Origin of the sequence: Silanimonas sp. (assembly GCF_027531545.1) — a bacterium.
Classification (GTDB): domain Bacteria; phylum Pseudomonadota; class Gammaproteobacteria; order Xanthomonadales; family Xanthomonadaceae; genus Silanimonas.
In genome coordinates this window covers 35131-60341 of sequence record NZ_JAPZSC010000030.1, presented here as the reverse complement: position 1 = coordinate 60341, position 25211 = coordinate 35131, and the positions used below count along the sequence as shown (strand labels likewise).

At 71.4% G+C, this 25211-nt stretch carries 19 protein-coding genes; 11 read left to right on the top strand and 8 right to left on the bottom strand.

The window, feature by feature from the left end:
* Positions 1-23: 23 nt before the first annotated feature.
* The 4 genes from secB to O9280_RS14260 all read right to left on the bottom strand — a co-directional run bounded on the left by secB (position 24) and on the right by O9280_RS14260 (position 2048).
* Complete coding sequence (gene secB, locus O9280_RS14275; protein WP_298344174.1) at positions 24-524, bottom strand: protein-export chaperone SecB; 501 nt, start codon at positions 522-524, stop codon at positions 24-26.
* A 115-nt stretch (positions 525-639) separates the two neighbouring features.
* The gene (locus tag O9280_RS14270; protein ID WP_298344171.1) at positions 640-1077 is read right to left on the bottom strand and encodes a rhodanese-like domain-containing protein; all 438 of its coding nucleotides are present in this window, start codon (positions 1075-1077) and stop codon (positions 640-642) included.
* 83 nt (positions 1078-1160) lie between these two features.
* Positions 1161-1580 carry a hypothetical protein gene (locus O9280_RS14265; protein WP_298344168.1) on the bottom strand — a complete coding sequence of 140 codons (420 nt, stop codon included), beginning with the start codon at positions 1578-1580 and terminating at the stop codon, positions 1161-1163.
* 12 nt (positions 1581-1592) lie between these two features.
* Positions 1593-2048 carry a YiiD C-terminal domain-containing protein gene (locus O9280_RS14260; RefSeq protein WP_298344165.1) on the bottom strand — a complete coding sequence of 152 codons (456 nt, stop codon included), beginning with the start codon at positions 2046-2048 and terminating at the stop codon, positions 1593-1595.
* A 22-nt stretch (positions 2049-2070) separates the two neighbouring features.
* On the opposite strand from O9280_RS14260, the gene O9280_RS14255 reads away from it, so the two are divergent.
* The 9 genes from O9280_RS14255 to pbpC all read left to right on the top strand — a co-directional run bounded on the left by O9280_RS14255 (position 2071) and on the right by pbpC (position 19114).
* Complete coding sequence (locus O9280_RS14255) at positions 2071-2826, top strand: uroporphyrinogen-III synthase (protein ID WP_298344163.1); 756 nt, start codon at positions 2071-2073, stop codon at positions 2824-2826.
* Positions 2827-2869: 43 nt separating this feature from the next.
* Positions 2870-3835 carry a uroporphyrinogen-III C-methyltransferase gene (locus O9280_RS14250; RefSeq protein WP_298344161.1) on the top strand — a complete coding sequence of 322 codons (966 nt, stop codon included), beginning with the start codon at positions 2870-2872 and terminating at the stop codon, positions 3833-3835.
* Positions 3832-5088, top strand: coding sequence for a heme biosynthesis HemY N-terminal domain-containing protein (locus tag O9280_RS14245; RefSeq protein ID WP_298344159.1), 1257 nt, complete (start codon positions 3832-3834; stop codon positions 5086-5088). The genes O9280_RS14250 and O9280_RS14245 overlap by 4 nt, the downstream gene beginning before the upstream one ends.
* A 42-nt stretch (positions 5089-5130) precedes the next feature.
* Positions 5131-5556 (top strand): alternative ribosome rescue aminoacyl-tRNA hydrolase ArfB, encoded by a 426-nt coding sequence (gene arfB / locus O9280_RS14240; RefSeq protein ID WP_297866530.1) that lies wholly within the window; start codon positions 5131-5133, stop codon positions 5554-5556.
* A complete protein-coding gene (locus tag O9280_RS14235) occupies positions 5553-6176 on the top strand; it encodes a 1-acyl-sn-glycerol-3-phosphate acyltransferase (protein ID WP_298344156.1) in 624 nt (207 codons plus the stop codon). The genes arfB and O9280_RS14235 overlap by 4 nt, the downstream gene beginning before the upstream one ends.
* Positions 6177-6296: 120 nt before the next feature.
* Entirely contained in the window at positions 6297-7238 is a 942-nt protein-coding gene (locus tag O9280_RS14230; protein WP_298344152.1) for a pirin family protein, read from the top strand.
* A 61-nt stretch (positions 7239-7299) separates the two neighbouring features.
* Complete coding sequence (locus tag O9280_RS14225) at positions 7300-10662, top strand: EAL domain-containing protein (protein WP_298344150.1); 3363 nt, start codon at positions 7300-7302, stop codon at positions 10660-10662.
* Positions 10663-10794: 132 nt separating this feature from the next.
* Positions 10795-16713, top strand: coding sequence for an alpha-2-macroglobulin (locus tag O9280_RS14220; RefSeq protein WP_298344148.1), 5919 nt, complete (start codon positions 10795-10797; stop codon positions 16711-16713).
* 34 nt (positions 16714-16747) lie between these two features.
* Positions 16748-19114 (top strand): penicillin-binding protein 1C, encoded by a 2367-nt coding sequence (pbpC, locus tag O9280_RS14215; protein WP_298344146.1) that lies wholly within the window; start codon positions 16748-16750, stop codon positions 19112-19114.
* A 3-nt stretch (positions 19115-19117) separates the two neighbouring features.
* Here pbpC and ppk2 read toward each other — a convergent pair whose 3' ends face one another.
* Positions 19118-20260, bottom strand: coding sequence for a polyphosphate kinase 2 (gene ppk2, locus O9280_RS14210; protein ID WP_298344144.1), 1143 nt, complete (start codon positions 20258-20260; stop codon positions 19118-19120).
* A gap of 196 nt (positions 20261-20456) precedes the next feature.
* Between ppk2 and O9280_RS14205 the strand changes: the two genes are divergently transcribed.
* Positions 20457-21023 carry a DUF805 domain-containing protein gene (locus O9280_RS14205; RefSeq protein ID WP_298344141.1) on the top strand — a complete coding sequence of 189 codons (567 nt, stop codon included), beginning with the start codon at positions 20457-20459 and terminating at the stop codon, positions 21021-21023.
* Positions 21024-21031: 8 nt separating this feature from the next.
* On the opposite strand, the gene O9280_RS14200 is transcribed toward O9280_RS14205, so the two are convergent.
* From O9280_RS14200 to O9280_RS14190, 3 genes are read right to left on the bottom strand one after another with little or no spacing between them, the layout of a single operon-like run.
* Positions 21032-21724: a hypothetical protein gene (locus tag O9280_RS14200; protein ID WP_298344138.1), complete on the bottom strand. Its 693-nt coding sequence runs from the start codon at positions 21722-21724 to the stop codon at positions 21032-21034.
* 14 nt (positions 21725-21738) lie between these two features.
* Complete coding sequence (locus tag O9280_RS14195) at positions 21739-22314, bottom strand: sigma-70 family RNA polymerase sigma factor (protein WP_298344135.1); 576 nt, start codon at positions 22312-22314, stop codon at positions 21739-21741.
* Between the two features lie 45 nt (positions 22315-22359).
* A complete protein-coding gene (locus tag O9280_RS14190; RefSeq protein ID WP_298344132.1) occupies positions 22360-23361 on the bottom strand; it encodes a LysR family transcriptional regulator in 1002 nt (333 codons plus the stop codon).
* A gap of 154 nt (positions 23362-23515) precedes the next feature.
* On the opposite strand from O9280_RS14190, the gene aceB reads away from it, so the two are divergent.
* Positions 23516-25201, top strand: coding sequence for a malate synthase A (gene aceB, locus O9280_RS14185; RefSeq protein WP_298344128.1), 1686 nt, complete (start codon positions 23516-23518; stop codon positions 25199-25201).
* Positions 25202-25211 lie beyond the last annotated feature (10 nt).

Below are 25211 nucleotides of genomic sequence, written 5' to 3'. Positions count from 1 at the left end.
CGGGCGGACGATCCGGTGGCGGATCAGGCGTTGCCGACGGCCGGGGCGCTGACCGACTTCAGCTGTTCGGCGCGGCGGCGCAGGCTCTCGGCGTAGATCGCCTCGAAGTTGATCGGCTGCAGGTAGAAGGGCGGGAAGCCACCGGCCTGGATCAGCTCCGACGCCATCTGGCGGGCGTACGGGAACAGCACGTTCGGGCAGTAGGTGCCGAGCATGAAGTCGAGATTGCGCTCGTCGAAGCCGTTCAGGCCGAAGATGCCCGCCTGCTCGAGTTCGACGATGTAGACCGTCTTTTCGCCGAGCTTGCAGGTGAGATTGATGCCGAGGATGACTTCGTAGACGTCGTCCGCCAGCTTGCCGACCTTCTGGTTCAGGTTGAGGTTCAGGTCGGGATTGCCCTGCTCGTTGAACACCATCGGCGTGCCCGGGGCCTCGAACGAGATGTCCTTGACGTAGATCTTCTGGATCGCGAACTGGGCCTGCTGGTCGGCGCCGGCGGCGCCCTGGATGTTTTCGTCAGCCACGGGTGGAACTCCGAATCAGAGAAGTGAATGGGTCAGCGCGCCAGTATCGCATGCGCCGGATTTCCGGATGGGGGCGCCGGACGGGGAGGGCAAGGGGGCGGAAGCCCCGGTGGCTTCAGCGGCCCTTGCCGACCGGCATCTCGGCCTGGCGCCAGCCGGCGAGCCCGCCGTCCAGCACGCTGACCTTGGTGAAGCCGGCCTTCTTGAGCTTCGCTGCGGCCCCGTGGGCGCTCATGCCGGTGCGGCAGGTGACGATGACCGGGCGCTCCTTGGCCTTCGACAGCTGCTTGTGCTTCTCCGGGTCGAGGTCCGCCAGCGGCGCGGAGACCGAGCCGGGGATGTGGGCCTTGGCGAAATCGGCGGCCGGCGAGACGTCGACGACGAGGGCGTCCTCGCGGTTCATCAGCAGGGTGGCCTGCGCCGGCGACAGCCCGGCGATGCCGGACAGGCGATGCTTCACCTCGGTGAAGATCACGGCCAACGTCAGGCCGGCGAACGCGATGCTGAGCAGCGGAGAGGATTGGGCGAAGGCGGTGAGCTGGTCCCAGGACATCGGGGCCTCAGGGGAACGGAAGGGCCGGCATTATCCGTCGGCCCGGGGCCGGCCACCAGCGCGGCGGCCGCCCGGGCGGGGAATCAGCGGTCCTGGGCGAGGACCGGCAGGCCCTCGGTCTGCCACCAGCGCTGCGCCTCCTCGTCGTAGCGCCAGATCTCGCGGACGCGCACCACGCGCTCGGCCTGGGTGTGGCGGTTGACCACCCCGAGCTCGACTTCGCGGGCGATGCGGCCGTCCGGCAGCGTGACGCTGGCGACGAGGTTGTAGTTCGTGATCTGCACCTGCTTGAGGCGCTCGAGCTCGAAATCGCTGAGCGGCTTGGCCTCGCGCACCTTCGGGTCGACCATGTCCCAGGCGACCTCGAAGTTGTTCCAGCGGATGGCGCCGGAATAGTCGTAGAGCGTGCGGTCGAGGGCGTCGGGCTTGCTGCCCGCGCCGCTGCTGCAGGCGGCCAGCAGCGCGACGAGGAGGGCGAGGGCGATGCGGGGGAGTCGGCTCATGCGGCGAGTATGTCAGCGGGAGGCGACGGCGGCATAACGGGCGCTGAGCGTGGTGATGGGCTGGCCTGTGGCATCACGTACCGACGCTTCCAGCACGATGCCGCCGCGACCGCGCTGGGCGAGCTTGCTCAGCAGGGCGTCGAGCGCTTCGGCCCCCGGCACCTCGGCCACCGCAATGAGGTCGGCATAGAGCGGCGCGTGGAACTTGAGCGTGCTGTCCGCCACGTAGACCTCGGCCTTGACGCCGCGGGCGTGGAGCGCCGACTCCAGTGCGCCCCAGCCGGCCAGGGTCAGCAGGCTGGCCAAACTGCCGCCGAAAGCGCAGGCCTTGTCGTTGACGTTGAGCGCCAGCGGGGCTTCCAGCACCACGCGCTCGGCGTCGCAGCGGGTCACGCGCACGCCGAGGGCGGCGACGGGCGGCATCGCGTCGAGCAGGGACCGGAGGCGGGATGCGGCGTCGTCAGGCATGGCGCTGTGCGAGAGTTCGGGAATGGACACGGCAACGATATCGACGCTCTGGTCGCTGCGGCCGGCGGGCGAGCATGCGGCGCTGCGCCGGGTGGCGCAAGGCGCGGGATTCCGCCTGCGCGTGCTGCCGTTGCAGCGCCTGGTCGCACGCCCCGACGCCGCGCGACTCGCCGCTGCATTGGCCGCGCCGATCCGGCTTTACACCAGTCCGGCGGCGGTGCGCTTCGCGGCCTTCCAAGCGGCGGGCGGACTGTGTCGCGAGGGCCTTGATCTCGCCGTCGGCAGCGGCACGGCCGCCGCGCTGCGCCGTGCTGGCGTGGCCGACACGCGGTCGCCAGCGCGCATGGACAGCGAGGGCGTGCTGGCGATGACGGAGCTGCAGTCGGTCGGCGGGCTTGCGCTGGGTGTGGTCACGGCGCCGGGTGGCCGCGGCCTGCTGGTGCCCGCGCTTCGCGAGCGCGGCGCCGAGGTACGGGCGGCCGAGGTCTACCAACGCACCGATCTGCGGGGCGGGGCGCGCCGCCTCGCGGCCTTTGCGGACGATCCCGGCGCCGTGCTGGTGGCCAGCAGCGCGGAAGCCTTCGGTCGGCTCGAAGCGCTCCTTCCGGACGCGTCATCGGTCCGGGGCCGCGCCCTGCGGGTGCGACCGGTGGTGGTGAGCAGCCCGCGGCTCGCGGCGCTGGCCGCCCACGCCGGGTTCGTTCGGGTGGTCGTCGCGGAAGGCCCCACGCCGGCGGCGCTCGTCGCGGCGGCGTCGCGCGCACCGAACGTACAATGACGTTCGCGGCACTGCGCCGCGCACCCCCCTGATGACGCCCTCGATGGATCGCCCGTTCCTCCGCCCGCTGCTGATCGCCCTTCCCCTGCTGGCCGCCGGCGGTGCCGGTGTGTGGTGGTGGTCCACGCGGCCCGCGCCCGAGGCCACGCCGGATCCGCTCTCCAACGCGGTGCTCGACCAGCGCCTGCTGGCGGTGGAGCAGGCGATCGCCTCGATCGAACGGGGGCAGTCGCGCACGTCGCAGCGGCTCGCCGATCTCGAGGCGCGGAGCACAGTGCAGCGCGAAGAACTGCTTGGCTGGGGCCAGCGCACGGCCCTGCTCGAGGAAAGCGTGCAGCAGGTCGCGGCGGGTCCGCAGGGCGAGAGCGGTATCGCGCTCCGTCTCGACGAGGTCGACTTGCTGTTGAGTTTCGCGGAAACGCGGCTGGCGCTGTCTGGCGACATCGATGGCGCGCGCCGCGCCTACGGTTTCGCCGACGGTCTGCTGTCCGCGCTCACGGCACCGCAGTACGTGAACCTCCGCCAGTCGCTGGCGCAGGAGCAGGCGGCGCTTGCCGCGCTGCCGCCCGATCCGCGGCTGGCGGCGCGTGGGGCCATCGATGCCATCGAAGCCGCCCTGCCGGCGCTCGAGACCGCGCCGGCCGAGACGGCTGCAGCGGCCCCGGCATCGGCGCTCGACAAGGTGCTGGATGCGCTGGTCGACGTGCGTCCGCGCGGCGCGCAGGACCTGTTGGCCCCGGCCGACCGCCAGCGCGGCCTCGCGGCCCTGCGCCTCGAACTCGGCCTCGCGCGCCTTGCCATCGAGCGTCGCGACAGCGAAGGGCTGCAGGCCGCGGCCATCCGTGCGCAGGACTGGATGCGCCGCCTGTATGCCACGAGTGCCTCGCTGGAGGCCGAAGCCGCCCGGCTTGATGCGCTCGCCAAGACGAGCCTCGCCCTCGACGTGCCGGTGCTCGGCAGCACCCTGGTCCAGCTTCGCGCGCAGCGGCGGAGCGAGGGGGCGCGATGAAGCTGTTTCCCGCGCTGCTGCTGGGACTGCTGATCGCCTTGTTGGCGGGCTTCGGTTGGCAGTTGCTGCGCGAACAGGACGGCTTGCTGGTGCTGCAATGGGGCGACACCCTGGTGAGCCTGCGTGCCGAGGTCGCAGCACTGGCCTGGGGCCTCGCCACCGTCGTGCTGCTCGGGCTGATCGCCCTGCTGCGCCTGCCCTTCCGCGCGGTGCGGAAGTATTCCCAGCGCCTCGCGCGCGAGCGCCTGAGCAACGGCCTGCTCGCGCTGCAGCAGGGTCGTCCGGAGCGCGCCGAGCACTTGCTCGCGTTGGCGGCCAAGCGCAGCAGCATCGATCGCGTGCCCGCCCTGCTGCATGCCATTAGCGCGGCCCGTGCGGCGGGTTTGGCCGAGCGCGTTCGGGCGCATCGCGTGGCCTTGTCCAAGGCCGACCCGTTGGCTGCTTCGCTCGAACAAAGTGCGGCATGGCTGGCGGAGGACCGCGCGCTGGAAGCGCTGGCCAGCCTCGACACCGCCGCGGCCGGCACCACCCTGCCGCCGGCCGGCGTCCTGCTCCGGGCCGAGGCGCTGGCGCGGCTCGGGCGCGCGGACGAGGCGCTGCCGATGGTGGCGCGCCTGCGCAGCGAGCGCGGCACCGATGCGGCGGCCCTCGCGACCCTCGAGACCCGCCTCGCGGAGTCCGCCCTGATCGACGCCCAGGAAGCCGGCACCCTGCTGATCCGCTGGAAGGGCCTGCCGCCCGCGTTGCGCGCCCAGTCGTCGGTGCTGGTGGCCTTTGCACGCCGCGCCGCCGCCCTGCACGTCGAGGCACAGGCGGCCCAGGCGCTCGCCGAAGCCATCGACGCCCGCTGGGACGAGGAGGCGGTGGCGGCTTTCGGTGCCCTGCCGGCCTTCGCCGGCGACGAGCGTCTTGCCCGGGCCGAAGCCTGGCTGGCCGCGCATTCCACCTCGCCGGCCCTGCTGCTGGCCTTGGGCCGCTTGTGCCGCGCCAAGGCGCTGCCGGGCAAGGCCGAAACCTACTTCCACCGCGCCATCGCGCAGGGTGCCGGCGCCGAGGCCTGGGAAGCGCTGGGCGACCTGATGGCCGCGGGGAACGATCCGCGCGCCGCGATCGCGTTCGGCAATGCGTTGAAGGTGGCCCGCGCCGAGCCGCCGCTGGCCTTCCCGGGCCGCGGCCTGCGCGAGCGGATCGGCGACGCCGCCGCTGGCGAGGAACGTGACGAATTCGGCCATCCGCGACTGCCGGCGGCCTGAGGCGACGACTGCCCTGCGGTGCCGCGCTTACACTGCGCGGCAATGACCGCGCTTCCGCCCCTCACCATCCCCGACAGCGAGCTCGAGGAGCGCTTCGTGCGCAGCTCGGGGCCGGGCGGGCAGAACGTCAACAAGGTCGCCAGCGCGGTGGAGCTCCGCTTCGACGTGCGCGCCTCGGCCACCTTGCCCGAGGCCGTGCGCGACCGCCTGCTCGCGCGCCGCGACCGGCGCATGACCGAGGACGGCGTGCTGGTGATCCAGGCGCAGCGGTTCCGCACGCAGGATCGCAACCGCGAGGATGCGCGGGAGCGCCTGCAGGCCTTGATCGAAGCCTGTCGCGTGGCGCCGAAAAAGCGCATCGCCACCAAGCCGACGAAGGGTTCGCAGGAGCGTCGGCTCGGCAGCAAGCGTGAGCGCGCGCAGGTGAAGCGGGAGCGCGCCTCGCGGCGCTGGGAGCGCGAACCATGAACGCGACCACGGCCAAGGCCCGCGCGGCTGACGCCCCGGTCCCGGTCCTGCCGCCGAACGCGCCGCGTGGCGGCACCGCACCGCTGTGGCGACGCGTCGCGACGGCGATCCTTCGCCTCGGGCGCTGGCGCATGGAGGGCGAGTGGCCCGACGAACCACGACTGGTGGTGATCGCCGCCCCGCATTCCTCGGCTTGGGATGCGGTGTGGGGCTTCGCGATGCTGCTGGCCATGGATCTCGGCGTGGTTTTCATGGCGAAGAAGGAGATCTTCGTCGGCCCCCTCGCTTGGTACATGCGACGCATGGGTGGTCTTCCGGTCGACCGCGCCGCACCGGGTGGTGTGGCCGACCAGGTGGCCACGCGCCTCCGTGAGGCGGACCGCATGTGGTTCGTGCTGGCGCCGGAGGGCACGCGCCGCCGCGTCGACAAGTGGAAGACCGGCTTCTGGAAGATCGCGCGCGCCGCCGACGTGCCGGTGCTCTGCGTGGCCTTCGACTACCCCAACCGCTGCGTCCGCATCGGTCCGCTGATGCGCTGCAGCGAGGATTTCGACGTCGACATGGTCGGCATCCGCGCGTGGTACCGGCCGTTCATGGGCAAGAACCGGGGTACGGTCTAGCGCGCGAGGCTTGGGCCGTGCGGGCGCGCCCGTGTGGCATCGGCGGCCGTTGCGGCCGCGCAATGCGGCGTTCCGGCCCGCGCCTTGAGCGGCTGGGGCAGGGCGCGGAGCATCGTCGGCATGAACGCGATCCCCGCCTCCACCACGCCGCTGCGGCACGCCCCGCGCCACGTCCTTCGCCTCACCGCCGGCCAGCCGACCTCGGACGGTGCCGGTGTGAAGCTCACGCGCCTGATCGGCACGCCGCAGCAGCCGCCGGTCGATCCCTTCCTGATGCTCGATGCCTTCGGCACCGAGCGGCCGCAGGACTACATCGCCGGCTTCCCGCCGCATCCGCACCGCGGCTTCGAGACTGTCACCTACATGCTCAAGGGGCGCATGCGCCATCGCGACAACAAGGGCGGCGAAGGCCTCCTGGTGCCCGGTAGCGTGCAGTGGATGACCGCGGGCCGCGGCATCGTGCATTCCGAGATGCCTGAACAGGTGGAAGGCGAGATGCGCGGCTTCCAGCTGTGGGTGAACCTGCCGGCCAAGGACAAGATGCGCGCGCCGCGCTACCAGGACATCGGGCCGGAGCACCTGCCGGTGCTGCAGTTCGACGCGAATGGCGAAGTGCTCGCACGGGGCGCGGGACTCGAGGCGCCGGTCATCGACGCGCCCGGCGCGATCGCGGCGCTGAAGGTGATCGCCGGTGCGGTGGCCGGGGTGGAAGGCCCCGTGCAGGCCGAAGCCACGCAGCCGCTCTTCGTCGATGTGGTGTTGGCGCCCAACGCGACCCTCGCGCTGCCGATCGCGATCGGCCACCAGGGCTTCGTGCATGTGTTCGGCGGCGCCTTGCGCTTGGCTGCCAGCGGCGGTGAGGCCGAGGTGCGCATGGGCCAGCTCGCCGTGCTGTCGGACGGCGACCACCTCGCCTTGCGCGCCGGCAGCGAGGGCGCGCGCTTGATCGTCGTCGCGGGCCGGCCGCTGCGCGAGCCGGTGGCCTGGCACGGGCCCTTCGTGATGAACACCGCCGACGAGATCCGCGAGGCGATCGCCGACTTCCAGGCCGGGCGCTTCTAGGGCGGTACCCCAGCGCGCAGTCAGGGTGGCACACTGCGGGCGTCTTCATCCCGGGAACGCCATGCCAGCCGCCCGCTTCCCTGATGACGAGTCGGCGCGCCTCGCTGCGCTGCGAAAGCTTGGCTTGCTCGATACGCCGCCGGAGCCGGAGCTCGATGCCCTGGTCCGCGCCGCGGCGGCCATTTGCGGCACGCCGATCTCCCTCGTGAGCCTGGTCGATGCGGATCGGCAGTGGTTCAAGGCCAACCTCGGTCTGGAGGGCGTGGAGGAAACCCCCCGCGAGCTCGCCTTCTGTGCCCATGCCTTGCTGGACGGAAACCTGCTCGAGGTCGAGGACGCGACGCGCGACGCCCGTTTCGCTGACAACGCGCTGGTGACCGGCGCGCCGGACATCCGCTTCTATGCCGGGATGCCGCTGGCCTTCGCCGATGGCGCGCGCATCGGCACCTTGTGTGTGATCGACCGCGTGCCGCGCCGGCTCGACGACACGCAGCGCGCGGCGTTCTCGGCGTTGGCCGAGGCCGCCGTCCGCATCATGGAGGGACGCCAGCGTGATCGCCGAAACGTGGCGCGAGCCACCGCCGAGTTGGCGCGGCTGTCGCAGGTGGCGCGCTTCACGTCGCACGCGTTGATCATGGCCGACGCCGAGGGGCGGACGACGTGGGTCAACGAGGGCTTCGAGCGCATCACCGGGTTCTCTCCCGACGACGTGATGGGGCGGAAGCCGGGCGAGCTGCTGCAGGTGCCCGAGTCCGATCCGGCGACCGTTGCGACGATCCGGGACGCGCTGCGACGCGGCGAGGGGTGTCGGGTCGAGATCCTCAACGGCCACAAGGATGGCCATCGCTATTGGCTCGATCTCGAGATCCAGCCGCTGTTCGGCGCGGACGGCCGCGTCGAGGGCTTCATGGCCATCGAAAGCGACATCACGGCGCGCAAGCTCGACGAGGAATCCCTGCGTCGCAGCGAGGCCCTGCTGAACAGCATCGGCACCGTCGCCGGGGTGGGCGGCTGGGCGCTGGATCTGGAGAGCGGCCGATTGGAGTGGACGCAGGAGACGCGACGGCTGCACGGCGTACCGGAGGATTTCCTGCCGGACGTCGAGCAGGCGATCGGGTTCTATGCGCCCGAGGCCCGCGACACCATGCGCGCCGCCGTCGAGGCCGGCTTCCGCGACGGGCGGCCATGGGATCTCGAACTGCCCCTGCTCCGCCGGGACGGCACCGCCTTCTGGGCGCGCGCGGTCGGCAGCCCTGTGTTCGAGGGGGATCGAGTGGTCCGGCTCATCGGGGCGTTCCAGGACATCACCGCCCAGCGCGCCCAGCGTCTCGCCATCGAGGACGCCCGCGAACGCATGGCGCTCGCCGTCGACTCCGGCCATCTCGGCGTCTGGCACGTCGATGTCGGCACCAACCAGGCGCACTGGGACGACTGGGTGTTCCGCCAGTACGGTCGCCCGGCCACCGGCCAACCCGTGACTTATGCCGACTGGGTCGAGTGGCTCCACCCCGAGGACCGCGCGCCGCTGCTGGCGGCGCTGCGCCGCGTGATCGCCGGTGAATCGACGACCGGCATCGAGTTCCGCGTGGTGTGGCCGGATGGCAGCGTTCGCCATCTGCGCGCTGCCATCCGTGCGGTACCGGCGGGCGATGGTCGGACCGCGCGCCTCGTCGGCATCAATTGGGACGTGACGGCGCAGCGCCTCGCCGAGGCCGACCTCCGGCGCGAGCGCGAACTGCTGCAGGTCACCCTGCAGTCGATCGGTGACGCGGTGGTCACCACCGACGTCCGCGGCCACGTGACCTGGCTGAATCCCGTGGCGGAGCGCTTGACCGGCTGGTCGAGCGACGAGGCGCAGGGTTTGCCCGCGGCGCAGATCTTCAGGATCGTCGATGAGGAGACCCGCCAGCCGGCGCGGGATCCGGTCGCCGCCTGCCTGCTGGAGGGCCGCGTCGTCGGGCTCGCGCCACAGACCCTGCTGCTGTCGCGGGATGGCCGGGAATACGGCGTCGAGGATTCCGCCGCGCCGATCCGTGATGCCGACGGCACGCTGCTGGGTGCCGTGCTGGTGTTCCACGACGTCACCGAACAGCGCCGGCTCGGCGTCGAGATGCGCTTCCGCGCGACGCACGATGCGCTGACCGGGCTCCACAACCGCGAAGAGATCGAAGCGCGGCTTCGCGAAGCCTTGGCGGACGCCGCGGACGGCGATACGGGGCACGCGCTCATGTACATCGACCTCGACCAGTTCAAGGTCGTCAACGACACCTGCGGCCATGCCGCCGGCGACCAGTTGCTGCAGCAGGTCGCGCGCCTGCTCGGTGACACGGTGCGGTCCCGCGACCTGCTGGCGCGCCTGGGGGGCGATGAGTTCGCCGTGCTGCTGGAGGGCTGCACGCCCGAGCAGGGCCAGCGGGTCGCCCAGCAGATCTGCGACCGCCTCGAGGTCTACCGCTTCGACCACGACGGCCACCGCTTCCGCATCGGCGCCAGCATCGGCCTCGCCCCGGTCGATGCCCGATTCCCGACGGCGGAGTCGGTGCTGCAGGCGGCCGACTCGGCCTGCTTCGCCGCGAAGGAGGAGGGCCGCAACCGCGTCCACCTTTGGTTCGACAGTGATGCGGCGATCCAGGCGAGGCAGGGCGAGGCGCAATGGGCCACGCGGCTGGAGCGGGCGTTGGACGAAGGCCGCTTCGCGCTTTTCGCCCAGCGCATCGACGCGCTGCAGGGCGATGCCGGCGGCCTGCATGCCGAAGTGCTGCTGCGCCTCGTCGATGTCGATGGCGCGCTGGTGTCGCCGGCCGGCTTCCTGCCGGCCGCGGAGCGCTTCCACCTCGCGTCGCGCATCGACCGCTGGGTGCTCGGCGCCGTGTTGGACCGCATGGCCGCCCTCGGCGACGGGCCCGCGCCGGCGATGCTCTGCGTCAATCTCTCCGGCCAGTCCGTCGGCGACCGTGCGTTCCACCGGCATGCCGTCGAGCGCTTGGAAGCGGCCGGTCCGGCGATCTGTGCACGCCTGTGCGTTGAGATCACCGAAACCGCCGCGGTCACCAACATGGCCGACGCCATCGTCTTCATCGAGCGCGTGCGCAGTCTTGGCGTGCGCGTCGCGTTGGACGACTTCGGTGCCGGCGCCTCGTCCTGGGGCTACCTGAAGGCCCTGCGCGTCGACTACCTGAAGATCGACGGCCAGTTCGTCCGGGATGTCGTCGACGATGCGCTCGACGAAGCCGCGGTGCGCAGCTTCGTCGAGGTCGCCCGCGTGCTCGGCGCGCGCACCGTCGCCGAGTTCGTGGATCGCCCTGAGGTGCTGGCCCGGGTGCGCCAGATGGGCGTCGACCATGCGCAGGGCTACCTGCTGCACCGCCCCGAGCCGCTGGAGGCGGTGCTCGGCCAACTGGCCGGCGTGGTGATTCCCGGCTGATCGCGGCCCGCCTGCCCGCGTTTCGCCATCGGTGGCCCGCGGCCGCCACGATTCGGCCTCGGCCGCGTTCGGCGGCTCGTTATGATGCGGTGAACGCGCGGCACCCCGCCGCGCCCGCCGCGCGAGCCCCCCATGAGCGTCACGGACGAATCCACCCCTTCTTCGTGGTCCAACCGCGTGTTCGGCGCGTGGCAGCCGCCGGCCTGGACCGGGCGATCCGCCGCATGGCTGCGGGCGAAGCCGGGCCCGCGCATGGGCGGGCCGCTCGCCGCGCTGGCCCTGGTCGCGCTGGCGACGTGGTGGTTCACCCGCGAGGTGCCGCCGCCGCCGGACGCGATCACCGTGGCCGTCGAGGCGCCGGGCGTCAGCGACTACTCGGCAACGCCGATCACGGTGATGCCGCTGCGGCTGCGCTTCAGCGCCCCGGTGGCGACGCTCGACGCGGTGGGGGCGGAGGAAGGCACCGCGCCGGCCGTCGAAGGCCTCACGCTGAAACCTGCACTGGCCAACCGCTGGGCCTTCGAGGATGAATCGACCCTCGTGTTCACGCCCGCCGAGGATTGGCCCGTGGGCCAGGGCTACGAGGTCACCGTGGATGCGCCGAAGGCCCTCGCGCCCGGTCGCGTCCTCGCCGAATCGCGCTTCGCGTTCGACAGCGCGCCGTTCGTGGCTGGCGTCGACAGCGCCGAGTTCTACCAGGACCCGGAAAGCGCCGGCCTGAAGCGCGCCGTGTGGGCGCTCACGTTCTCGCACCCGGTGGACGCCGACGCGCTGCGCTCGCGACTCTCGACAACGGCATTCGACGGCGCGGACCGGGCGCTCGCCGCGCCGCCCATTGAGTTGCGCTTCGACGAGCCCGGCCTCAAGGCCTGGGTGCAGACCGCGCCGCTCACGGTGCCGGAAAACGGCGGTCGCGTGACCCTCACCCTTGCCGAGGGCGCGAAGAGCCGCCTCGAAGGGCCGGGCCGCGCTGGTGAGAGCGTTTCCAACGTGGCGATGCCGTCGCTTTATTCGGTGGCCCTCGACAATGTCGAAGCCACCGTCGTCGACGACGAAAACGGTGAGCCGAAGCAGCTCGTCGTGCTGTCGTTCAACGACACGCTGAACGACCGCGACATCGCCTCGCAGGTGAAGCTCTGGCTGCTGCCGGAAGCGTTCGTGCCGAGCCCGCAGCGCCGGGCCGATCCGGACAGCGATTACCAGAAGACCGTGCCGTATCCGTGGTCGGAGGGCGAGGTCGACGCGGCCACGCTCAAGGCCGCCACGCCGCTGCGTTTCGAGCTGCTGCCCGGCGAACGCGAGTGGGTGGAAACGCACACGCTGCGTTTCGAGGCGCCGCCCGGCCGCCGGCTGTGGTTGGAAATGCCGAAGGGACTGAAGAGCTTCGGCGGCTTCCTGCTCGGCCAGCCGCAGCGCCGCCTGCTCGTCGTGCCCGAATACCCGAAGCTGCTGCGCTTCGTAGGCGAAGGCGCGTTGCTTTCGCTGCGTGGCGAGCGCCGCGTGAGCCTCGTCGCGCGCAACACGCCGGACGTGCGCCTCGAGATCGGCCGCGTGCTGCCCGAGCAGCTGCAGGTGCTGGTCGGGACGAACGACGGGCAGCTGCAGAACCCCTCGCTGTGGCGCGTCGACGAGGACATGCTGGTCGAGCGCTTCGAGGAGACGCTGTCGATCCCGACCGACGACCCGGCGAAGGCGAACTATCGCGGCGTCGATCTCGGCACCTACTTCAATGCCAACGAATGCGGCGTGTTCCTGCTGTCGCTGCGCTCGATGAACGCCGACGAGGCCGCGCTGACCACGCGCGAGCGCCTCGACCGCAACGCCGGCCAGCAGACCGACTCGCGACTCGTCGTGCTGACCGACCTCGGCGTGCTGGCCAAGACCGAGCTGGACGGCCGCCGCAAGGTGTTCGTGCAGAGCCTCTCCGACGGCACGCCGGTGGCCGGCGCGCTGGTGTCGGTGGTGGGCCGCAATGGCCAGGTGGTGGTCGCGGCGAACACCGACGGCGAGGGCGTGGCCACGCTGCCGACCTTCGAGCCCTTCGTGCGCGAGCGCACACCGGTGCTGCTGCGGGTCACCCGCGGCGAGGACATGAGTTTCCTGCCGCTGGGTGACTGGTCGCGACGCCTCGACACCTCGCGCTTCGACGTCGGCGGTGAGATCAACCACGTCGATCCGGGCGCGCTGAAGGCGGTGATCTTCAGCGACCGCGGCCTGTACCGCCCCGGCGAGACCGTGCATCTCGGCCTGATCCTGCGCGCACAGGACTGGGCGAAGACGCCCGTGGGTGCGCCGCTGGAGCTCGACATCCTCGATCCCACGGGCAACCTCGCGCGCCGCGAGACGATCCGCTTCGGTGCCGCCGGCTTCGAAGGTTTCGACTTCACGCCGGGCGAGAGCGCGCCCTCCGGTACGTGGATGGCGCAGCTCTACCTCAAGGGCCGCAACGCCTACGACCGCCGCTTGGTCGGCAGCACCACGGTGCAGGTGCGCGAGTTCCAGCCCGACACGCTGCGCGTCAAGACGACGCTATCGACGCCGCCGCAGCGCGGCTGGGTGCGACCGGATGAATTGAAGGCGGTGGTCGACGTCGAGAACCTGTTCGGCACGGCGGCGCAGGACCGTCGTGTCACCGCCCAGTTGCGGCTGACGCCCAGCGTGCCGGCCTTCGACCAGCATCCCGGTTTCCGTTTCAGTGATCCGCAGCAGGCGCGCGAGGGCGTGCAGCAGGACCTCGAAGACGCGCGCACGGACGCGGAAGGCCGCGCCGAGATCGCGCTGGGCCTCGAGCAGTACGAGCGCGCCAGTTACCGCCTCGACCTGCTCGTGCGTGCCTACGAGCCCGGCAGTGGCCGCGGCGTGGCCTCGACGCTGCGCGCGCTGGTCTCCGACCAGCCCTACCTCGTCGGCATCAAGGCGGCTGATTCGCTCGGCTACGTGAATCGCGGCTCGCGCGCCTCGGCCGAGGTGCTGGTGATCGGCCCGGATGGCGCGCCGCTGGCCGTCGATGGCCTTCAGGCCGTGCGCATCGAGAAGCGCATGGTCTCGGTGCTGACGCGCGGCGACGACGGCCTGTTCCGCTTCGTCTCCCGCGAACGTCGCGACGAGAAATCCCGCGCGGCGCTGGCCTCGAAGGCCGGGGCGCAGGCGCTGGCGCTCGACACCGCCACGCCCGGCGATTTCGTGCTCGAGATCCAGGACGCGCAGGGCCGCGTGCTGAACTCGCAGGCTTGGACCGTCGTGGGCGATGCCAACCTTTCGCGCTCGCTGGAGCGCAACGCCGAGCTGCAGCTGAGCCTGTCGAAGCCGAGCTACGCGGCGGGCGAGGAGATCGAGGTCTCGATCCGCGGCCCGTACTCGGGTGCCGGCCTGATCACCATCGAGCGCGACACCGTCGTGGCGCAGCGCTGGTTCAAGGCCGACACCACCAGCACCGTGCAGCGCATCCGCGTTCCGGAGGGCCTCGAGGGCAACGCCTACGTCTCCGTGACCCTCCTGCGTGATCCGGCGAGCGAGGAGATCCACCTGAGCCCGCTGTCCTGGGGCGTGGTGCCCTTCGCCATCGATCGCACGCCGCGGCAGCTGCCGCTGACGATGAGCGCGCCGGCGCGTTCGCGTCCCGGCCAGCCGCTGGCCATCGATGTCGATGCCGGTGGGCCGGCCCGCGTGGCCGTGTTCGCCGTCGACGAGGGCATCCTCCAGGTGGCGGGCTACCGCGTCGACGATCCGCTCGATGCCTTCTTCGCCAAGCGCATGCACCAGGTGGACAGCGCGCAGATACTCGATCTGCTGCTGCCGGAGTTCGCGCGCTTCGCCGATGGCGCGGCCCCCGGCGGTGACGGCGAGGGCGCCGGTGCGCGCCATCTGAATCCGTTCAAGCGCAAGGGCGAGAAGCCGGCGGTGTGGTGGTCGGGCGTGGTCGACATCGAGGGCGCCAAGCGCTTCGAGTTCACGCCGCCGGACCACTTCAACGGCGAGCTGCGCCTCGTGGCCGTCGCGGTGACGCCGGAGCGCGTGGGTTTCCGCGAAGGCAAGGCGACGATCCGCGGTGATTTCGTGCTGACGCCGACGCTGCCGACCCACGTGGCCCCGGGCGACGAGTTCGTCGTGCCCGTTGGGATCGCCAACACCATCGAAGGCGCCACGCAGCCCGCCAACGTGGCGCTGCAGCTCACGCTGCCACCCTCGCTCGCCCTGGTCGGCGCCGCGCCGGCGCCGGTCACGCTGAAACCGGGCGACGAGACCGTCGTGAACGTGCGGCTGAAGGCGTCGCAGGCGCTCGGTGCCGTGCCGATCACGCTGCGGGCGAGCAGCGGGCGATTCGCCGCGCAGCGCCGCCTCGAAGTGTCGGTGCGGCCGCTGCAGCCCTCGCTCACCACCGTGACGGTGCAGCAGGCCTCGCGCAACATGGCGATCACCGACCTGCGCGCGATGTTCGACGAGCGTTCGACCCGCCGGCTTGCGGCGTCGAGCTCGCCGCTGGTCGCCTTGACCGGTCTGCAGGCGTGGCTCGGCGACTACCGCTACAGCTGCACCGAACAGCTCGCCAGCCAAGCGCTGCCCGGCCTCGTGCTGCGCTCGCACCCCGCCTTCGGAAGAACGCGCGGCGACGGCGACCTGAGCGGCCTGTTCAACACGCTGCGCGCGCGACAGAACGGCGATGGCGGCTTCGGCACCTGGACATCGACGCCGGACGTCGACCCGCTGGTGTCGGCCTACGCCGTGATGGTGCTGGTGGAAGCACGAGAGCGCGGCGAACGCGTGCCCGGCGACCTGCTCGACCGCGCCAACCAGTGGCTGGCGCAGGCGGCGACGGATGCGAGCCGCAACGACCTCGCCGGCCTTCGTGCCCGGGCGCTGGCGGTGTACCTGCAGGTGCGCCAGGGCGAGTCGGCCGGCAACGCGCTGGCGGCGCTCGTCGAGCAGCTGGAGCGCGACCAGCCCAAGGCCTGGCGCGAGGATCTCGCCGGTCTGCTGGTGGCCGCGAGCTATGGCGGCCTGCAGCAGACGGCCGCCGCCGCCCCGCTGGCGCGTCGGCACCGCGAGATCGCCAACGAAGTCGCGAAGCCGTGGTCGCAGTTCACCGAAGCGGAGCGCGTGGCGCTGTATTCGCGCTGGGGCTACGGCGACTACTACGACCCCTTCGGCGCGCAGGCCTGGCGCCTGTACCTGCTGGGCAAGCACTTCCCCGACCAGCGTCGCCTGCTGAATGCCGAAGCCACGACCCGCCTGCTGGCATCGGTGAATGAGCAGGGCCTCAACAGCCTTAATAGCGCGCTGGCCGTGTTGGCTCTCGACGCCGTGGGTGGCGAGACCGCGGCGCCGGTGCGCTTCGAGCAGGAATGGCGCGGCGGCAAGGCGGCGTTCGGCGAATCGAAGGACGGCGTGCTTGCCGGGCCGTTCCGCGCCGATGCCACGCGCTTGATGGTGATGCCGGAGGCCGGCAAGACGGTGTGGGTGGCGCGCACGGAAACCGGTTTCGATCGCGCGCCGCCGCCGGCCGTGCAGGACCAGGGCCTTGAAGTGCAGCGCGACTTCCTCGACGAGGCCGGCAAGCCGACCACGACGGTGGCGCAGGGCAAGGAACTTACGGTGCGGCTGCGCGTCCGCGGCACGGGTTGGGACAACGTCGCCATCCTCGATCTGCTGCCCGGTGGCTTCGAGACGGTGCTGACGCCGCCGACGGCCGCCGAAGGCGGCAGCGACCCCGCCGAGGCCCGACAGCGCGATACGGATGGCGACGGTTACGACGATGAAAGCGGCGAGATGATCGAGGGCGACGGCGCGCAGGGCGCGGCCCAGCCCGCCGCGCCGGTGCTGGCCCTGCCGGAATCGACGTTCCGCCCCGTGCACGAAGAGATCCGCGAGGACCGTCTCGTGCTCTACGGCAGCGTGTCGAACGGGATGCAGGAGTTCCGTTACCGCATCCGCGCGACGGCCACCGGCACGTTCCAAGTGCCGCCGATCTTCGCCGAGCACATGTACCGCAACGGCGTGATTGCGCGCGGCGGCCCGGCCGGCACGATCATCGTCACCGAGCCGGCGCGCTGAGCGCCGGTTCGTCTTCCCCACTTTGCGCGTGCCCATGCGTCTGCCGCGCGCGCTGAGGTGGGGCTTGGGTGTCGCGGCGCTGCTGGCCGCGACCCTGCTGGTGGTGCGCCTGTGGCCGAAGCCGCCGCTGTCGGCCGGCGTGCCGGTGTCGACGGCGGTGCTCGATGCCGACGGCCGCCTGCTGCGCCTGACGCTGGCGGCCGATGAGCGCTACCGGCAGTGGCTGCCCATCGAAGCCATTTCTCCAAAGCTTGTGGACGCCGTGCTGCTGCACGAAGACCGCCACTACCGCTGGCATCCCGGCGTCAATCCGATCGCGCTGCTGCGCGCGGCGGGCAGCACCTATTCCGGCGGCCCGCGCATCGGCGGCTCGACGATCACGATGCAGCTCGCGCGCCTGCGCTGGCGGCTGGAAACGCGCGACGTGCCCGGCAAGCTCGTGCAGATCGCCCGTGCGCTGCAGCTCGAGGCGATGTATTCGAAGGACGATCTGCTCGAGGCCTACCTCAACCTCGCGCCCTACGGTGGCAACGTCGAGGGCGTGGGCGCGGCCTCGCGCATCTACTTCGACAAGGCCGCCGCCGAACTCTCATTGCCGGAAGCACTGGCGCTCGCGGTGATGCCGCAGGCGCCCAACCCGCGTGGGCGCTTCGTCGTCGATACTCGCGGCGTCACCACGCTCGGCCCCGGCTTGCAGGCCGCGCGACAGCGCTTGTACATGCGCTGGGTCGAGGCCTACGGCGCCGACTCGGACACCGAGGCCACCACCGACATGGCCGCGCGCATGGCCTTGCCGCTGCGCCTGCGCCCGACGCGGGCGCTGCCGTTCGCGGCACCGCATTACGTCGACCGCGTCTTGGCCGCGCAGCAGCGCCACGGCCCGCGCCCGCCCGAGCTCGCCACGCCGCTCGACCGTCGATTGCAGCGGCTTGTCGAGCGCCGCGTGCGCGCCCACCTGCAGCGCGAAGCGTCGCGAGGGCTCGACAACGCCGCCGTACTCATCGTGGACACCCGCGACATGAGCGTGGTCGCGCTGATGGGTTCGGCCGACTGGCGCAACGCCGCCATCGGCGGGCAGGTCAACGGCACGGCGGCGCTGCGTTCGCCCGGCTCGACACTGAAGCCCTTCCTCTATGCGCTGGCCATCGACCAGGGCCAGCTGCATCCCGCCACCGTGCTGCGCGACGTGCCGAGTGCCTACGGCGCCTACACGCCGGAGAACTACGACGGGCGTTTCCAAGGCCCGGTCACCGCCACCGAGGCGCTGAACCGCAGCCGCAACATCCCGGCCGTCACCGTGGCCTCGCGGCTGCGCTCACCCGACCTCTTCGACCTGCTGCGCGACGCCGGCGTACCGAAGCTGCGGACGCGCGAGCACTACGGTCTCGCCCTCGTTCTTGGTGGCGGCGAGGTGCGCGCGGAAGACCTCGCGCGGCTCTACGCGATGTTCGGCGGCGACGGCCGGCTTCGGCCCCTGCGCTTCCGCGCGGCGGACGAGCGCAGCGAGGGCACGGCGATGCTCAGCCCCGAAGCGGCATTCATGACGCTCGACATGCTGCGTCGCAATCCGCGGCCGGGTGGCGCGACGGCCAGCGATCTAGGTCACTGGCCGGTGGCGTGGAAGACCGGCACCAGCTGGGGCTTCCGCGACGCATGGACGGCGGGTGTCGTCGGGCCATACGCGGTCGTGGTGTGGATGGGGCATTTCGACGGCCGCGCGAACCCGGCGCTGATCGGCGTGGAAGCGGCCGCGCCGCTGTTCTTCTCGATTGCCGACGCGATGCGCGCCGAAGGCCTCGACGTGACGCCGCAGCGCACGACCGCTGCGCGGATGAAGCGCGTGAGCGTGTGCCTCGCCAGCGGCGACCTGCCGAACGCCTGGTGCCCGCAGCGCGGCGAGACCTGGTTCATCCCCGGCGTCTCGCCCATTCGCGTGAGCACCGTGCATCGGCCGGTGCAGCTCGACCGCGCCACCGGGCGCGTCGCTTGTGGCGCCTTCGACCCGGCGACGATGCGCCGCGAGGTCTACGAGTTCTGGCCGAGCGACCTCGCCCGTGTCTTCGCCCAAGCGGGGCTGCCGCGCCGCAAGCCGCCGCCGGGCGCGGATTGCGCGGGCGCGGCCGAGTGGCTGGGCAGCGCGCCGCAGATCACCCAGCCCTATCGGGCCACGCGTTATCGCCTGCATTTCGACGGCCGCGAGCAGCCGGGCATCCCGCTGGCCGCCACCACCGACGCCGACGCGCGCACGGTCTTCTGGTTCGCCGATGGCGCCTTCATCGGTGAATCGGCGAGCGGCCGCGCCATCGCGTGGACGCCGCGCCGCGCGGGCCGCGTGTTGCTGCGCGCCGTCGACGAGCATGGTCGCGGCGACGAGCGCGAGGTGGTGGTGGAGGCGGAGTAGGGCCTACATGCCCTGCGCGGTCTGCTCGCCCTGCTCGTAGACGACGTGGGCGCGGCCGACGATCAGCGGGTCGAGCTTGCCGATCGCCGCGGCCTCCTTGTTCGTGTACGGCAGCTTGTGCAGCACGTAGCGCATGGCATTGAGCCGCGCGCGCTTCTTGCAGTCGCTCTTGATGACCGTCCACGGGGAGTCGGCGGTGTCGGTGCCGAAGAACATCGCCTCCTTTGCCCGCGTGTAGTCGTCCCACTTGTCGAGCGAGGCCTTGTCGATGGGCGAGAGCTTCCACTGCTTGAGCGGATGCGATTCGCGCTCCTTGAAGCGGCGGCGTTGCTCCTTGCGGCTCACGCTGAACCAGAACTTCACCAGATGCACGCCGCTGCGCACGAGGTGGCGCTCGAACTCCGGCGCCTGGCGCATGAACTCGGTGTACTCGGCATCACTGCAGAAGCCCATCACCCGCTCGACGCCGGCGCGGTTGTACCAGCTGCGGTCGAACATCACGATCTCGCCTCGCGTCGGCAGGTGCTCGACGTAGCGTTGGAAGTACCACTGGCCCTGCTCGGTGGGCGTGGGCTTCTCGAGCGCGACGACGCGGGCGCCGCGTGGGTTGAGGTGCTCCATGAAGCGCTTGATCGCGCCGCCCTTGCCGGCGGCGTCGCGGCCCTCGAAGAGGATCACCACGCGCTGCCCGGTGTCCTTCACCCAGGCCTGCAGCTTGAGCAGCTCCACCTGCAGGTTGAACTTCGTTCGCTCGTAGGGGCCGCGGCGCAGCAGGTTGAGGTAGGGGTAGCCGCCCTCGCGCCAGTCCGGGGCGAGGACGTCGTCCGGGTCGGGAATGTCTGGCGGCGGCGGTGCCGGGGCGAGCAGGGCGGATCGGAGCACGCGGGCATCCTCCGGGTCGGCGCCTTCGATCAGGGCGCGCAGGGCCCGGGCGCGGTCGCTGACGGCGTCCGGATGGGCGGGGTGCAACAGCCCTTCCGCCGCCGCGACCACGCCGTTCTGTGCGGCGACGGTCCGAACGGCCGCCACGCGGGCGCCGATGGCCTCGGGCTCGAGCTTCGGCGGCACGTCACCGCGGCGGCTGGGCCGGACTTCGCCGGCCACGCGGCGCGGCGAGGGTGGGCGGCGGCGGGACGGGGTGCTCATCGGCGGGGCTCCTTCCGGGGCCGGAGTGGCCCCACCCGTTCACTCTGCGCCGGGCCTCGCGGGCGGGAATTGAGCCGGGTCAAAGGCGCTGTCGGCCTTGTGTCGGGGTCGTGTCGGCCTGCTGTCGTCACGCCACCGTGGGCTCGGGCAGGATGCTGGCGGGGTCGGACGCCGTTCCCCGTAGGAGGAGGACCCCATGCACATCGACAGCACCCGTCTTCGCGAGCTGCGCACCGCCAAGCGGTGGTCGCAGGAGCAACTGGCCGAACTCAGCGGCCTTAACCTGCGAACCATCCAACGTCTGGAAACCGGGGCCAAGGTCTCCACCGAATCGCTGCGCGCCCTTGCCGCGGTGTTCGAGGTGCCGGCCGAGACCCTGCTGGTGCACGATGCCCGCTTCCGCCCCAATGCCCCCAGCCAAGCCGTCCTCGACGCGATGCTGGAGGGCGTGATGCGGGGCCTCGACTTCACCGGCATCAGCCCGCGCCCCGCGTTCTGGTGGTTCATGCTCGCCGTCGTCATGGTGCTCGGCTTGGGCGAGGCGTTCGCGGAACTGCTCGGGCCGTTTCCGGCACGGCTGGTCGGCCTGATCGTGCTGCTGCCGTGGATCGCCGCCAGCTGCCGGCGACTTCGCGATGCCGGCCTGAGCCCCTGGTGGACGCTGATCAGCCTGGCGCCGGTGGGCGGCATCCTGATCCTCCTGTGGCTGTGGACCTTCCCGACCAAGGCCGTCGAAGTCCCGGATGAGGTGAAGGCGTTCTGAGGCCCGGATCAGCGGCCTTCGGCCTCGAACGCCCGCACATCCGCTAGCGCCAGCTCGGCGCGGCGCACGCTCTGTCCGGCGGCATTGGCGCGCATCGACGCGCCGAAGCGCGGATGGCGTTCGGCCCAGCGAAGGATGGCCCACACCGCGGCGGTGCCGCCGACGGCCCACAGCCCCAGCCAGCCGATGAAGGACGGGCGGTGGGTCCACACGTCGAAGCCCAGCACGGCCAGGCCCATCAGCAGCAGCGGCACCCAGATCACGCCGCCGGCGAGGCCCAGCACCCAGCCGACGGTTTCGCGCCAGCGCCGCAGCGCGGCGAGGGCGCCCTGCATGTCGAGCACGGCGCCGGTCATCCGCACGCGGCGGATCAGCGAGAGCTCGTGGCCGGCGGAGGCGATCAGCGCGACGGCATAGGCCTGCACCAGCACGCCGTAGACGACGAAATGCGCGCCGGCGTCCATGCGCTTCGCCCAGAAGGCGACGGCGATCGTGGCGAGCACGACGCCGGCGATCGCCTGCAGGCCGAGGCCGATGGCCAGCGGGCGCAGCGCCCGGTGGCTGGCGAGTTGTCCGGCCTTCGCGCGGGCTTCGGCGTCGCGGGCGCGCTCGAGGTCGTTCGCTTGCGCCTGCAGCGCTTCGATGCGGGCCAGCCGCTCGTCGAGCGCCTTCCACGTGGTCTTGAGGGTGTCGAGGTCCATGGCGGTCTCCACGGTCAGGGGGCCAGTTCAGTGCGCAGTCGCGCTTTCAGTCGGTTGAGGCGGACGCCGACGTTGCTCTCGGAGAGGCCGAGCACGTCGCCGATCTCGCGGTAACCCAAGTCGTCGAGCCAGAGCAGGAGCAGCGCGCGGTTCAGCGGGTCGAGCGCGGCGATAACGCGGTGCAGGTCGCGTTGCTGCGCGATCTGTTCCGGCGTGGCGCCGGGATCGACGAGGTGGTCGAGCGGGTCGTGTGCGTCGTCGTCGAGCGAGTCCGTCGCGCCCGAGGTGCCGCGCCCCGGGGCACGCATCGCGCGGCCGCCGCGCACCTGCGTCGCGCGCCGCCCACTCAGGCAGACGTTGAGCGCCACGCGGTAGGCCCAGGTGGCAAAGGGACGTTCGCCGTCCCAGGCGGGAAATACGGCCCACAGCTGCGCGGCCATGTCCTGCTCGAGGTCGGCGCGGTCGGCCGGGCAGTCGCTGAAGCCCCAGGCGATCTTGCGCAGCAGTCCGCGGTGCTGGGCGAGCAGCATCGCGAAGCGTTCGCGGCGGAGGTCGATGGTGTCGTTCATCGGGGCGGTGAGGGCGTCCATGCCGGGGTGATACGCGCCGGCATCGCGGATCCTTACACGACGGCTTCAGCGCTCCGAATGCCCCGCCTCGAACCAGTCCTTGCGCTTGAACAATCCGGGTTTGATCAGATCGACGAACGCCCGCGCAGGGCCGCTCAGTGATCGCCCTTTGCGCACCAGCACGCCGTAGGTGCGCGATGGGAAGTACTCGCGAAGCGGGCGCGCGACGAGGCGCGCCTTGTCGGCGTCGGTGAGGCAGAGCGCAGAAACGACCGAGATGCCGAGGTCCTGCGCGACGTACTGCTTGATCACCTCCCAGCCGCCGACCTCGATCGCGACGCTGTAGGGCACGCGGCGCTGTTCGAAGGCGGTGGTCACCATGCGCCACGTCGAGAGCTGCTTCGGCGGCAGGATCAGGCCGTGCGGCGACAGGTCTTCGAGCTTGATCGCCGACTTCTTCGCCAGCGGATGCTGCGGCGCGGTGATCAGCATCGCGTCGAAGCGCTGCAATGGCGCGTAGTCGATGTCGTTGGGCACTTCCCACATCGCGCCGACGGCGAAGTCCACTTCATCGGCGCGCAGTTTCGCGAGGCCGGCCTGGCCGGTGACGCTGTGCAGGTGCAGGCGCACGTCGGGGCGCAGCGCGCGGAAGGCGGCCAAAGGCTCCGGCAGCAGGTGCAGCAGGGTGGAGCTGCCCGCGGCGATGTGCAGTTCGCCGCCGTCAAGCCCACCCTGGCTGCCGCGGAAGGCCTCGTCGAGGCCCTCGAAGCCGTCGATCAGCGGCCGCGCCAGGTCGTAGAGCGCCTGCCCGTCGCGGGTCAGCGAGAGGCGCCGGCCGACACGTTCCAAGAGGGGCACCCCGTAATGGCTTTCCAGCGCCTTGAGCTGGAGGGAAACCGCCGGCTGGCTGAGGAACAGGGCTTCCGCGGCGCGGCTCACCGAGCCCAGTCGGGCGACCTGGCAGAAGGCCTGCAAGGGCTTGAGGCGGCTGCCCTTGTAGTAGAAGCGCCCCGAGTCGACCTCGGGCTTCCGCTCCGTAGCCGCCTTTTGAGCGCGCTTTCGCGTCACGTTGGCCATGTTTTCCTATAGGTATTTGAGGAACTCATACATCGTATCCAAAGATTTGCTTTGTCAACACTCGCTCGGAGGGTGAGTTTGGGGTCCATGCCCGACGCCGGTTGCGTCCGGCCCCCGACACCGCCCTACGGACCCGCCTCGCCCCATGAGCACCGCCACCGAGCCCACCCGCACCCCCGACTCCCCCACGCAGGCCGCGACCGGCTTCCGCCGCGTCGGCCGCCCGGTCGAGGGTGAGGCCACGATCCTGGTGCCGGAGCTGCAGGCCCTGCTCACCGACCTGCACCGCCTGTTCGAGCCGGCCCGCCGCCAGCGCCTGGCCGCCCGCGTCGCCCGCCAGGCCGAGTTTGATGCTGGGATGCTGCCGGACTTCCGCGCCGACACGCGTTCGATCCGCGAAGGCGACTGGACCGTGGCGCCGATCCCGGCCGCCCTGCAGGACCGCCGCGTCGAGATCACCGGCCCGGTCGACCCGAAGATGGTCATCAACGCGCTGAACTCCGGCGCGAACTGCTTCATGGCCGACTTTGAGGACAGCAACGCGCCGTCTTTCGCCAACCAGATCACCGGCCAGCGCGCGCTGCGCGACGCCGTCGACGGCATCCTGACCTTCACCGCCCCCGAGACCGGCAAGCGCTACGCGCTCGACCCGGCGAGCAAGACCGTGCTGATCGTCCGCCCGCGCGGCTGGCACCTCGACGAGATGCACGTGACGGTCGACGGCCAGCCGATGGGTGGCGGCCTGTTCGACCTCGCCACCTTCGCCTTCCACAACGCCAAGACGCTCGCCTGGCGCGAGCGCGGCCCGTACTTCTACCTGCCGAAGATGGAGTGCATGGAGGAAGCGCGCCTGTGGGACGAGGTGATGGCTTTCCTCGAAGTGCGCCTCAACCTGCCGGTGGGCACGATGAAGGCGACGGTGCTGATCGAAACGCTGCCGGCCGTGTTCGAGATGCACGAGATCCTGCACGCGCTGCGCGGCCGCATCGTCGGCCTGAACTGCGGTCGCTGGGACTACATCTTCAGCTGGCTGAAGACGCTGCGCCGCCACGCCGACAAGGTGCTGCCGGAGCGTGGCCAGGTGACGATGGCCCAGCCGTTCCTGAAGGCCTATTCGGAACTGTTGATCCAGACCTGCCACCGCCGTGGTGCGCATGCGATGGGCGGCATGGCCGCGCAGATCCCGATCAAGGGCGATGACGAGGCCAACGAGCGCGCGATGCAGCGCGTGCGCGCCGACAAGCTGCGCGAAGTCACCGCCGGCCACGACGGCACCTGGGTGGCGCATCCGGCCCTGATCCCGATCGCGCGCGAGGTCTTCGACGCGCACATGCCGAAGCCCAACCAGCACCACGTCAAGCGCGAGGACGTGCAGGTGACGCGCGACGACCTGCTGAAGCCCTCTCTCGGCACCATCACCCGCGCCGGCTTCGACAACAACGTCGACGTCTGCGTGCGCTACATGGCGGCGTGGCTGGCCGGAAGCGGCTGCGTGCCGATCCACCACCTGATGGAGGACGCCGCCACCGCCGAGATCAGCCGTACCCAACTGTGGCGCTGGCTGCACCACCCGCAGGTCGCCGCGAAGAACGGCGTCCCCGCCGAACCACTGCACCTCGACGACGGCACGCCGGTCGACTGGGCGCTGTTCGAGCGCGCGCTGATCAACCTGCCGTCGCGGCTGGGCGACCGCCTCGCGATCCCGGGAGGCGACCGCATCGACGCCGCCATCGCCCTGCTCGACCGCCTCACCCACGCCACCACGCTCGAACCCTTCCTCACCGGTGCGGCCTATCCGCAGCTGGTCGAGGCCGAACTCCGTACCCCCTGATCCCCCTCCC